The sequence below is a fragment of the Flectobacillus rivi genome, from assembly GCF_030056655.1.
Lineage (GTDB): Bacteria > Bacteroidota > Bacteroidia > Cytophagales > Spirosomataceae > Flectobacillus > Flectobacillus rivi.
Genome location: NZ_JASHIE010000018.1, coordinates 128582 through 141478, shown reverse-complemented (window position 1 = coordinate 141478; position 12897 = coordinate 128582). Strand labels below are relative to the sequence as shown.

The following is a 12897-nucleotide window of genomic DNA, read 5'->3' as shown; positions in this document are numbered from 1 at the left end:
ATCTTACAAACCAGTAGATACAGTTTTCAGACCACGCTCAGCAATAAGATTTTCTCTTACTTTCAACTCACGGTACAATGCTACTGGGTTCAAAGCAGCACCTGCGCGCAAACGAGCCTCAGCTACGATAGCACGAACGTCGGTACGGAAAGCATTTTGAAGAATTTCTTGAGCACGAACCACATCGTTGTTTTCTTGAGCATCTTCAAGCGCTTTTCTGTCTACTGAAAGTGCTTGAGCATAAGCAATCATGATAGCCTCAACAGACTGTAACAAATCCTCCAAAGGATCTTTTACATTGTGAGAAGCATCAATCATCCAGCCCAAATCTTTGGCATGATTCATACCACGAGCGTCCATACCTTCAACTAATTCATTGAAAATCAAGAATAATTGATAAGGTTTTACTGAACCAGCCGTTAAATCGTCATCGCCATATTTAGAGTCATTGAAGTGGAAACCACCCAATTTCTCTTCCATCAACAACAACGACACAATTTGTTCGATGTTAGCGTTTGGTAAATGGTGTCCCAGGTCAACCAATGTGTAAGCCTTATCTCCCAATTTGCGAGCGTACGATAATGATTGTCCCCAATCCCCTACAGTCATTGAGTAGAAGTTTGGTTCAAATGCTTTGTACTCAACAAAGATTTTCCAATCATCTGGTAAAGCTGCGTAAATTTCTTGCAAACTTTCCAAGGTATTTTGATAAGCCTTTCTAAAGTTTAATTGACCCGGGAAGCAAGAACCATCTGACAACCAAACAGTCAATGAATCAGAACCCAACTCGATACCATGCTTAATCACCTCGATATTATGGTCGATAGCCTGCTTACGAATGGCTTTGTTTACATTTTGTAAAGAACCAAACTTATAAGTATGTTCTTGATCAGCTTGATCTTGGAATGTATTTGAATTTACTGCGTCAAACTTCAAACCATGCTGAGCAGCCAAAGCACGAATCGCCTTAGGATCAGTTGGAATATCCCATGGAATATGCAACGAAATAGCCCCAGAAGCTTTGTTCAAAGTGTGTAAAAGACCAACGTCTTCGATTTTTTCTTCCAAAGTACGTGGTTCACCACCACCTGCAAATCGTCCGAAACGAGTACCACCAGTACCTAAAGCCCAAGAAGGAATAGCAATTTGGAAGTCAACAAGTTTTTGAATGATTTCTTCAGTTCCAGCGATTTCAGAGCGAGTAAACGCCAATTTATTTTCGTGGCCTTTCAACAAAGAGTCGTTGTGTGAGGCAATTTTGTATGATTCGAGTAACATGAGATGTTTCTGTTAAAATTCGGATAGTTTGTCCTAAGGTAAATGAAATACATCAACGAGTGGTACACTTACTGGGGAGTTATCTGGATTGGCATCCATGATATCGCCCATATATTTCCACCACTTTTGCATAACTGGATGTTTAGGAAGTTCATCCATCAATGCAGGGTCTTCTATTTTTAAAACGCCAAACAAGGCATAAGTGTCTGGATCAAGGAAAATCGAATAATCTTCAATTCCTATGCTTTTGAGCAATTCTACTAGTTCAGGCCAAATTTCGTCATGACGACGCTTGTATTCTTCTACCTGTCCTTGATGCAATTGCATTTTGAAGGCAACTCGTTTCATAATTTATGGAGTGATTGAGCAAATGAGCAAATGAATGATTTTGTTTGTAAATCGCTCATTTACTCATTCGCTAAATAAATCTATCTATAGAAGCCCATTGCAACACCACCGTCTACGTTCAAGGCATTTCCTGTTGATTTACCCAACAAACCACCAACAAACGCAAAACAAGCATTAGCAATATCAACTGGCAAAATGATTTCGTTCAACAACGTACGTTTTGCATAATAAGCTGGCAACTCTGCTACTGTAATACCATACGCTTTTGCACGACCTTCAGCCCAGCCACCTGCCCAAATATTTGAGTCAGAGATAACCGCATCAGGGTTAACAGTATTCACGCGGATTTTGTCAGCACCTAATTCTGCTGCCATCAATCTTGTCAAATGCGCTTGAGCAGCTTTAGCCGAACCATAACCAGGGTTGTTTGGTCCTGCAACTACCGCATTTTTAGAAACAATATTTACGATGTCACCACCAAAACCTTGCTTACGCATTACTTCGATACCAGCTTTAGAAACGATAAATTGACCTTTTACCAAAATATCATATAATCTATCCCATTCTTCTAAGCTATGATCAGCAATAGATTTTGAAATACTGATACCTGCGTTATTGATAACAATGTCAACCCCACCAAATGCCAAACAAGCATTATCAAGCGCTTGCTCAGTACTAGCTGCATCTGTTACGTTCAACAAAGTAGAAGCTACCGCATCTTTTCCGAAGATTTGAACAAACTCAGCCTTTGCACCATCCAAACGCTCTTCGTTGATGTCGTTGATAATAACACAAGCACCTTCTTCTGCAAATTTCTTAGCAATAGCTTTACCAATACCACCAGCAGAACCAGTCACTAAAGCCACACGACCTGACAATGCTTTTGGTTTTGGCATTCTTTGCAATTTTGCTTCTTCCAACAACCAGTATTCAATATCAAAAGCCTCTTGACGTGGCAATGAAGTATATTCAGAAACAGCTTCAGCACCTTTCATTACATTCACAGCGTTGATGTAATATTCTGAAGCCAAACGAGCTGTAGTTTTATCTTTTGCAAAAGTAAACATACCTACACCAGGGTAAAGAATTACTACTGGGTTCGGGTCGCGCATCGCTGGCGAGTTATCATGTTTGCAAGTGTTATAGTACTCTGTGTACATCGCACGGTATGCCTCAAACGCAGGAGTCAATTTAGCTTTAATACCTGCTACATCAGACAAATCTTCGCTTGGAGCCAATTCCAATACTAAAGGAGAAATTTTAGTACGCAAGAAGTGGTCAGGACATGATGTACCAAGTGGAGCTAATTTCTCTAAATCGTTAGAGTTGATGAATTCCAAAACACGTACATCATCTGTGAAATGGCCAATCATTTGGCGCTCTGATGAGCAGAAACCACGTAAAATTGGCGCAACTTTAGCTGCTTGTAATTTACGATCTGCTTCTGGCAAACTATCGATTTTAGCACCTCCAAACACTGGACGAGATTTACCGTAGTTAGATTCCAAATATTCAGCACATTTTTCAATTACTTCCAACGTGTTGATATAACTTTCGTAAGCAGTGTCGCCCCAAGTAAACAAACCGTGAGAACCCAACATGATACCACGAAGTTTGATTCCTTTTGCAGCAGCTTCTTCCAAACAAGCACGCAATTGCAATCCTAAGTCGAAACCTGGACGTTGCCAGCCTACCCAGCCAATTTCGCCATTAAATAATTCTTCTGTGATTTTTTGACCATCTTTCGCAGCGGCAATTGCAATCGCAGCATCTGGGTGAAGGTGATCGATATGGGCAAATGGAAGGAATCCATGAAGAGGCGTATCAATTGATGGCGCTTTTGAATCCAAATCAAAAATACAATGGTTGAACAATGCTACCATTTCATCTTCAAATTCGATTCCACGATATACATTTTCCAATGAACGAAGTCTATCTACGTACAACGCAGCACAACCGCTTTTTTTCAAAGTACCGATGTCACCACCCGAACCTTTAATCCACATTATGTCCGTTTCCTGACCTGTTAATGGATCCACATCCTTGAGCTTTACAGAAGTGTTACCACCGCCATAGTTAGTCAAACGAAGGTCGGCACCCAACATGTTTGAACGGTAAATGAAAAGAGCTACTTCATCGCCTGCCAACGCTGCTGCTTTGGCATCGTCCCATAAATAGCTTACATGCTTAAATTTAGTTGCATCCACTGTTGAAATCGTTGTCATTGTTTTTTGGTATTTGATATTCAAGCGAATTTGCATCGCTTTTGAATAGATTGTTTTATTTCTGTTTAAAGGGTAATTAAAGATAGATTTAAAATTTCGTTATGTGATTAATCCCAAAAATCTCTCTATCATTTATTCTATATCGAATTGTTTTTTTCTTAGATAGCACAAACTTAACAGTTGTAATTCAGTCAACTTTCCTTTACCGTCCTGTATCAAACAAGCAAATAATCATAAGTAATTGACTTACTGAATGTTACATCATAAAAATATTTTGTTTTTTTATAAAATTGTTTAATTTTTCTACCTAAAAACCACACCTTTGGTAGAAAAACAACTTTCCTTTATGATAAAAGGAGTAATTTTGACTTGAAAAGAGACGATCCACAATGAAAAAAAAGTCAATAGAGCTTCCTGCTTCACTCGAAGCTAATATTAATGCTAAAACACCGCTTTTGTTGGTGTTTCATGCACAATGGTGTCAGCCTTGCAAAGGACTTGCTCCAATCTTAACTGATTTGAGCAAACAAATGGGTGATGGGATATTGATACAAAAAATAGATGTGGATAGAGAGAAAAATATAAGCGACTATTTTGGTGTAAAAAGTATGCCTACCCTGTTTTTATTTCAACAAGGCGAGCTTATTTGGAAACACGTGGGTATTATCACCAAAAGTTCATTGGAGCAGGTTATTAAGACCAAAACTATCAAACCTTATTTACTCAAATAACAGAAAATGCATTGGACTAATTAGTTCAATGCATTTTCTGTTATTCTTTACTAGTAGGTCAATCTCAAGCCTATTTCTTTTGCTTTAGGTAGATATTCATCTTTGATATATCCAAATACGGGAAATTCGGCCTCCAAGATATTCATTACGATTCCATAAAAACCCGTTCCTAGGTTAAAATAAGTCAGAAACGTATCAATTGATATTTGTCCACCACAAAACTGGAGATAACTATCATACTGCATCGATCCAAGCAAATTAGCGCTCATTCTGTCGAGAATACTTAAGTATAGCTGAGGATTTTGATTTAGTATGTTATTGGCTTCATACCGCTTGGCATTTGTATACTCCTCTAATAGTTGATCTTTCCGATATTGTTGTTCTTTTTTACTTTGAACTTCCGCCTTTTGACTGGCTTGTATTCTTTTGGCTTCCTCTTTCTTTTTTACCTCCCGTTGCTGTGCTTGCATTAGGTCTGGACTTTTTACCATGGTGGTCAGATAACCTCCAATATTTTTGATATTTCGTCCAGTAGCAAGTTCTTTTTTCAGATAGTTAATTGCTAGTTGTATTTGTTCTATTGATATTTCATCAAGCCACTCTTTAATGGTGTGCTGAGTAATCCCAAAATCTTTTACCTGCTCGTAAATTAAGTTTAGTGTCTCGTTTGCTTGAATTTCTATAGATTGCGTTATCAACGGCAATGGGTCTTTATTAGCCTCTTTAAAACTAGCCGATATTTGCTCTACCAATGGATCTTCAACTTCCTCTAGTTTATTTTTCTTTACTACAAACCTTAATTTAACTACTTTTTTCCCTTGTTTGATTTCGTTAAACTCAAAATACAATTCCGAATTTTTCATTAATTCGTTTTGTGCTTGTACGACTACTTTCATTTTAAAATCAAAGTAGTTTTTGTACTTGTGTTCAATGTTAAACATTCTTTTGAGCTTATCTACTTCAAATTCAAATGTCCCGATGCGTTCTTTCTCTTTACATATTTCATAAAAACGCATCGCATACGAACTATCTAGCCGTAAAATATTTCGAATATCTAATACCGTAAAGTTTTCTTTGAGTTGTAATAAAAAAGGTTTTAGGAGGTTGGGAAATTCTAATACAAAATACCCTTCTTTTTTGAAATATACATAGCCACTTATCAAGTGTGAATCTAATTCTATGCGATCGTCTTTGTAATAAACTTTCTTGTCAATCATCTTCTTCACCTCTTGTTGCAGGTGCGAATACAAGCTTCCTCCTTCTACACCAGTAAATTTTTGAAAGTCTTTCACTGTGATAGTTAGTGGAACAAAGCTTTCTTTGCTGATGTCCAATAACGACAGCATGTAAATAAAAAGCTTCATTTGAGTCGGAGTCAACTCAAAACGAGCTTCTATCAGAGGATTGCCCTTGACAATCCGATAAGGGTCTTTGGTCACGCTATCCAAAGCTTGCTCTCTTTTCTCTGTCTTCATATCTTCCATGACATTAGGGAAACCGAGTATTTATACTAATTGGCTTAGAATGAAATACTTAATTTTTTATTAAGACCCTTAATCAAAAAATTGTCACAGACTTCGGTTTCTTTCCTTTATTGTACAAAAATAAGAGTAATTAAAAAAAAAGCATCACAAAAACTACTTTTAATTTATACAGGTAGTTTTAATCACCATAAAAGTAGTTTTAATACACCATAAAAGTAGTTTTAATCACCATAAAAGTAGTTTTAATACACCATAAAAGTAGTTTTAAGCACCATAAAAGTAGTTTTAATGGTGCTTAAAAAACTGAAAATCAAATAGTTACAGACCCCTAAAAGATTTAAAAGAATAAAAGATTTAAAAGACAACAAAGGAAATTGTTGATTTTTTATTAATTTTTTTCTTAAAAATTCAAGTTTAAAAATCTTCTAAAATTAGTCATGGATAAAAATCGTACGAGAAAGAATTGAAAGTGGAGACACCATAAAAGTAGTTTTTAGTGAAAGTAGTTAAAACAGCACCAGCACCATAAAAGTAGTTTTTATAAAATGATAAAAATTAACGAAACACCATAAAAGTAGTTTTTTAAAAGCTGTAAAAAATCCTCATGGCACCATAAAAGTAGTTTTTGGGTAACTCGATAGAGGAATATAGACACCATAAAAGTCGTTTTTTGAATTTATGATTAGACCTTGTAACGCACCATAAAAGTAGTTTTTTGAAATTCCATCAAAATTATAAATGACACCATAAAAGTAGTTTTTATTGGTGGCTTATCTTTTGCAAAGTGACACCATAAAAGTAGTTTTTACTTTCAATAAAATATGTTGCTTGAAGAAAGAATTATTATAAAGCAGTTGTATCAAAACTGATACTTTTTTGGTATATTTGTATGAAATGTAATACAAACGATTTTACCTATGATAAGCCAAGAATTAGTCCTAAAATTCTTAAGACATAATCCAGCACTTTCTGTTTCGACTGTAGAAAAGGAATCAACACTAGCGAAAGGAACACTTACCAAAGCCATCACAGGCGAGCGAAATCTTAATGAAAGGCATTTAGCTGCGCTATTACCAGTATTGACTAAATATGGATATTCGCCGAATCTTTATCAAAACGCTCGTGTGATTTCGATAATTAATCACAAAGGAGGTGTTGGTAAAACTACTACGACAGGTTCTTTGGGTGAAGCTTTAGCCAGAAAAGGATTTAATGTATTATTGATAGACATGGATCCTCAGGGAAATTTGTCTCAAATACTAGGAGTAGATACCCCAGAAAAGCAAGTTGTAGATGCCCTGCTGAAAGCAGATGAGTTGCCAGTCATGAATATTGCTCCAAATTTAGATCTTAGTCCATCAGATATAGATTTGGCCAAGGCCGAAATTGAATTAATTATTTCTTTGGGGGGAGTGTCGAGGCTCAAAAACAAATTAGTCCCATTGATGGAGCAATACGATTACATTCTGATCGATTGCCCTCCCTCGCTCAACGCACTTACCTCTTCGGCATTGATTGCATCCAAAAGCTGTTTAATCACACTTCAACCAGAAATATCAGCCGTTAAAGGATTAAACACCCTTTTAGATAGAATTTCAGAAGTTCGTACAAGCTGGAACCCTGCTATTGAAATTGACGGAATCGTGTTTACCATGGTAAAGAAAAACTCTGTACACGATGGCGTGAAAGAACACGTTAGAGAAAGTATGTCACAGTTCAGAGTATTTCGTACTGAAATAAAACATCTTGTAGATTTTCAAAAAGCACAAATAGAACAAAGCACAATATCCAAATTTGCTGAAAATTCGGAAGCAGCCAAATTGTATCGTGAGTTTTCGGAAGAGTTTATACAGTATTTACAAGTGGTAAAATAGAGATTAGATGAAAGCAAATTTTAAAGACGTTATAGCCTCCAAAACCAAGCAAGCCTTGGGTAGTAATCTCATATCCCTCGAGGCCATCAAGCAAAATATACAAATCCTTGAAGAACTTCGCGATTTTATACCTCCTTTGAGTGATGAAGAATCTCAACAACTTGAACAAAACATTTTAAAATACGGATGTAAAGATGCACTATTGATATGGGAAACCACTCGAAGTGTAGCTGGATTAAGTCCCACAGAAGACTCCACACCAGCCTATATCCTAATAGATGGACACAACCGCTATCGAATTTGTCAAACCAATCAATTGAATTTTAATATTCAATTACTGTCTTTTAACACCTTGAAGGAAGTAAAAGACTATATGATTGATTTGCAATTGGGGCGTCGTAATCTTACACCTCAACAGGCATCTTATTTCAGAGGTTTGCGCTATAACAACGAAAAATCTGAAAGAGGTAAATATGACCGTGTTACTGACGAAGGACTCATTAACGTCGATGATTATTTTGAAAGTAAGAAGGTGAAAGTTTCCACAGCATCGAAACTATCTGAGGAATATAAAGTAAGTCCTGCTACAATTCGCCGTGATGCTGAGTTTGCAGAAGGGCTGGGAAAATTGTCTACCACCTTACGAAATGAAGTCTTGGCTGGAAATCAAAATATTGAAAAAGGGCTTTTACAAAAAGTCGCTAAAGTAAAGGAGTTACCTAAACCCATTGAAAGCGCTGATGAATTGGTAACGGTGTTACAAACAAGTGGATTGGTAGAAAGAGTTGAAACCGTTCCAACAAACCATACACTTGTCAATTGTTCCAATGAAATTATAGCCCTTGTAAAGAAAATTGTTAATGCAAAGGATAAAGAAAGACTAGAAGAATTAAAAAAGTTAGTTGGTAAACTAGAAGAATTACTTTAACAAAAAAGAGGTCAATCGACCTCTTTTTTGTTATCAGCCATATTGCTCATTTTGAGCATTATGGTTTGGGCATTCTCATCACTATCATATTGCTCATTTTGAGCAATATGGTTTGAGCGTTTTCATCACTATCATATTGCTCATTTTGAGCACTATGGTTTGAGCGTTTTCATCACTATCATATTGCTCATTTTGAGCATTATGGTTTGAGCGTTTTCATCACTATCATATTGCTCATTTTGAGCATTATGGTTTAGGCATTCTCATCACTATCATATTGCTCATTTTGAGCACTATGGTTTGAGCATTTTCATCACTATCATATTGCTCATTTTGAGCATTATGGTTTGAGCATTTCAGACAGCATGATCAATGACAAATAGATATCAAGGGCAAGTTGCTATTTCTCAATAATGCTAAAATATAATTTTGAATAAAGAGCGTATTCTAAAATAATCAAAAAGTAAAATGAATATTAAGTAGAATATAATTTCTTTAAGAGAATGTATAAATTTTCATTTGGAGGTTGATATTTTATGGATTTTTTCACTTTTTTTACATAAATCCATGATTGAACCTTCAAAATAATCTCGTATGTCTTTAAAAGTTGCGATTTCTCATAAAACTAAGTATAAGTTTGATCGTAGCGTCAGCTTGTCTCCCCATATTTTTAGATTAAGACCTGCACCGCATTCACGAACTGCGATTGAAGGATATTCTTTAAAGATTACTCCTGAAGAGCATTTTATTAACTGGCAGCAAGATCCATTTGGAAATTATCAAGCAAGAGTTGTCTTTCCTGAAAAAACAAAAGAGCTAAGTGTAGAAGTTGAGGTAATAGCTCGCATGGAAGTGATTAACCCTTTTGACTTTTTCGTGGAAGAATATGCCGAAAAATTTCCATTCAGATACGATGAGATTTTAGCAAAAGAATTAGTGCCATATCTAGAGGCACGTGAATCAGGACTATTATTGACGGAGTTTTTGAAAGAAGTAGAAGCTCAGGAAGATATTAATACTGTTGATTTTTTGGTGTATGCCAATCAAAAAGTCTATGGTCATCTTGATTACAATATTCGAATGGAGCCAGGGGTACAAACTTGCGAGGACACACTAACCATTAAAAGTGGGAGTTGTCGTGATTCAGCTTGGTTACTGGTTCAGATTCTACGTCATAAAGGTATTGCTGCTCGATTTGTATCTGGCTATTTGGTTCAACTAACGCCAGATATAAAATCCTTGGACGGACCTTCTGGCCCAGAAGAAGATTTTACAGATTTACATGCTTGGGTTGAGGCATATATCCCAGGTGCAGGATGGATTGGATTAGATCCAACATCAGGATTATTTGCAGGAGAAGGACACATTCCATTGTGCTGTACACCTGATTATGCAAGCGCGGCGCCTGTTACTGGGGCTACAGATATTTGTGAAGTAACTTTTGAGTTTGATAATAAAGTTTTCCGAATTCATGAAGACCCAAGGGTAACCAAACCGTATACTGACGAACAGTGGGAGAAAATCATGAAAGTTGGGAATATCGTAGAGAAAGATTTACAAGAAGGGGATGTGCGTATGACGATGGGAGGAGAGCCAACCTTTGTATCTATCGACGATTTTGAATCTGCTGAATGGAACTCGACTGCCGATGGACCACTCAAGCGCCAACTTGCCTATAATCTTGCTTTGCGCCTTAAAAATCGCTTTGCTCATGGAGGCTTATTGCATTTTGGGCAAGGGAAATGGTATCCGGGTGAATTGTTCCCTCGTTGGCAGTATGCCCTTTACTGGAGAAAAGACGGACATACTATTTGGAAAAATGATGACCTTATCGCAAAAGAAGGACAAACAAATTATACCTTCCATGATGCAGAACTATTTGCTACAGAGCTCACCAAATATTTGGGTATCCGTCCCAGTAATTTATGCCCTGCTTTTGAAGACCCTATTTATTGGACGTTAGAAGAAGGTAAATTACCTGTGAATGTAGACCCATCGGCAGTCAACCTAAAGGATTCGATTGAACGTCGAACCTTAGCCAAGGTATTGGAAAAGGGCTTAAATAACCCTGTCGGTTTTGCCTTACCCATACGATGGAACTGGAATACCAGCTCATGGACAAGTTGTGTTTGGGAGTTTAGAAGAGAGAATTGCTTTTTAATTCCGGGTAATTCTCCTGTAGGTTTAAGATTGCCGTTAAATTCTTTACCTGCGATTTCTAAATTTCAAAGAGAAGAACCGCTAGAACGTAGTCCATTTGAAGATTTACCTGAACTGGGAGATTATAGTGCAGTTGCCGAGGCACGATATGGATCTGAAGCACCTGACTATGTGGCTCCTGTCAAAAAAGCCTCCAAAATTAAGGATGAAGAAAAAATAAAGAAGGCAGATGACTTGGAAGAAAAGCCTTTGTTGTTTGAGGTAAATACGATTCAAACAACCTTGGTAATTGAGGAAAGAGAAGGAATCCTATATGCCTTCCTGCCTCCAACAGAATACCTAGAGCATTATTTAGATCTTATTGCTTCTATTGAGGCTACCGCAGAGATACTGCAAATGCCTGTAAGAATCGAAGGATATACGCCTCCATCTGATTATAGAATGGAGAAACTTGTGGTGTCGCCAGACCCTGGGGTAATTGAGGTAAATATTCACCCATCAAAAAATTGGCAGGAGTTAGTTGACAATACCACGGCTTTGTATGAAGAAGCATTTCTGTCGAGATTAGGTACAGAAAAGTTTATGGTAGATGGACGACACACAGGAACAGGCGGTGGTAATCACGTAACGATTGGTGGAGCAAAACCTGCTGATAGTCCGATTTTACGTCGCCCTGATTTATTGCGTAGTTTAGTTACTTATTGGCAGCATCACCCTGTATTGAGTTATTTATTTGCTGGGTCATTTATTGGTCCAACAAGTCAAGCACCACGAGTTGACGAAGGTCGTGACGAGCGTTTATATGAACTCGAAATTGCTTTTGACCAAATCCCAGACGATGGCAATGTGCCATTTTGGATGGTAGATAGAATTTTCAGGAATCTCTTGGTTGATATTACAGGAAATACACACCGTACCGAATTTTGTATAGATAAGCTGTATTCACCCGATTCTTCTACAGGTCGTTTGGGAATTTTGGAGTTTAGAGCGTTTGATATGCCACCACACAAGCACATGAATTTAGTACAAAATTTACTAGTTCGTGCCTTGATTGCTAAGTTTTGGAAACAGCCATATAAGAAAAAACTAGTTCGTTGGGGAACAGAATTGCATGATAGATTTTTATTGCCTCACTTCGCCTATTTGGATATGATTGATGTAGTAAACGATTTGAAAGATGCAGGCTATGACTTTGATATTTCATGGTTTGATGCCTTTTTCGAATTCAGATTCCCACACCATGGTGGGGTAACTGTCGATAATCTACAACTGGAGCTTCGTTTAGGAATCGAGCCTTGGCATGTACTTGGCGAAGAACTCTCAAATTCTGGCACCGCTCGTTTTGTGGACTCATCATTAGAAAAACTACAAGTTAAAGTTTCTGGATTTGTTCAGGATCGACATATTTTAGTTTGTAATGGATGTCGAGTGCCATTACGTCCAACAGGAACTAAAGGCGAATATGTAGCTGGAATTAGATACAAAGCTTGGAACCCACCGTCTGCTCTCCATCCTACAGTTGGTGTCGATGCACCATTGGTATTTGATATTGTAGATACTTGGAATAACCGTGTGATTGGTGGATGTACCTATTTTGTATCACACCCAGGTGGAAGAAGTTTTGATACGTATCCGATTAATAGCTACGAGGCGGAGTCGAGAAGAATTAGTCGCTTCTGGGGTTTTGGACATACTCCATCGACAACAGAGATGGTGCCTGCTCCTGTTAGATTTAATACAGCGCCTTCACGATTTGTGGCTGAAAACAAAAAGGAAATGAAAATCGATACGCCTGTTGAGCTGATTAATGCTGAATATCCTACTACACTCGACTTGAGAAGATTCTGGAAGGCGAGATAAGTTTATCTG

At 37.3% G+C, this 12897-nt stretch carries 8 protein-coding genes; 4 read left to right on the top strand and 4 right to left on the bottom strand.

Annotation, left to right across the window (positions count from 1 at the left end; all coding sequences use genetic code 11):
• Positions 1 to 3: 3 nt before the first annotated feature.
• The 3 genes from QM481_RS21950 to QM481_RS21940 all read right to left on the bottom strand — a co-directional run bounded on the left by QM481_RS21950 (position 4) and on the right by QM481_RS21940 (position 3851).
• On the bottom strand, positions 4 to 1278 hold the full coding sequence (locus tag QM481_RS21950) for a sugar isomerase (protein ID WP_166551190.1): 1275 nt from the start codon (positions 1276 to 1278) through the stop codon (positions 4 to 6).
• Between the two features lie 33 nt (positions 1279 to 1311).
• Positions 1312 to 1626, bottom strand: coding sequence for an L-rhamnose mutarotase (gene rhaM / locus QM481_RS21945; RefSeq protein WP_283383341.1), 315 nt, complete (start codon positions 1624 to 1626; stop codon positions 1312 to 1314).
• 80 nt (positions 1627 to 1706) lie between these two features.
• Positions 1707 to 3851, bottom strand: coding sequence for a bifunctional aldolase/short-chain dehydrogenase (locus QM481_RS21940; protein WP_283383340.1), 2145 nt, complete (start codon positions 3849 to 3851; stop codon positions 1707 to 1709).
• Between the two features lie 389 nt (positions 3852 to 4240).
• On the opposite strand from QM481_RS21940, the gene QM481_RS21935 reads away from it, so the two are divergent.
• A complete protein-coding gene (locus tag QM481_RS21935) occupies positions 4241 to 4582 on the top strand; it encodes a thioredoxin family protein (protein WP_283383339.1) in 342 nt (113 codons plus the stop codon).
• Between the two features lie 50 nt (positions 4583 to 4632).
• Here the strand turns inward: QM481_RS21935 and QM481_RS21930 are convergent, their stop codons facing one another.
• Positions 4633 to 6057, bottom strand: coding sequence for a replication initiation protein (locus QM481_RS21930; protein WP_283383338.1), 1425 nt, complete (start codon positions 6055 to 6057; stop codon positions 4633 to 4635).
• A 926-nt stretch (positions 6058 to 6983) separates the two neighbouring features.
• Between QM481_RS21930 and QM481_RS21925 the strand changes: the two genes are divergently transcribed.
• The 3 genes from QM481_RS21925 (at position 6984) to QM481_RS21915 (ending at position 12888) form a co-directional block, all read left to right on the top strand.
• The gene (locus QM481_RS21925) at positions 6984 to 7940 is read left to right on the top strand and encodes a ParA family protein (RefSeq protein WP_166551195.1); all 957 of its coding nucleotides are present in this window, start codon (positions 6984 to 6986) and stop codon (positions 7938 to 7940) included.
• Between the two features lie 7 nt (positions 7941 to 7947).
• Positions 7948 to 8868 carry a ParB N-terminal domain-containing protein gene (locus QM481_RS21920; RefSeq protein WP_283383337.1) on the top strand — a complete coding sequence of 307 codons (921 nt, stop codon included), beginning with the start codon at positions 7948 to 7950 and terminating at the stop codon, positions 8866 to 8868.
• Between the two features lie 594 nt (positions 8869 to 9462).
• The gene (locus QM481_RS21915; RefSeq protein WP_283383336.1) at positions 9463 to 12888 is read left to right on the top strand and encodes a transglutaminase family protein; all 3426 of its coding nucleotides are present in this window, start codon (positions 9463 to 9465) and stop codon (positions 12886 to 12888) included.
• Positions 12889 to 12897: the final 9 nt, after the last annotated feature.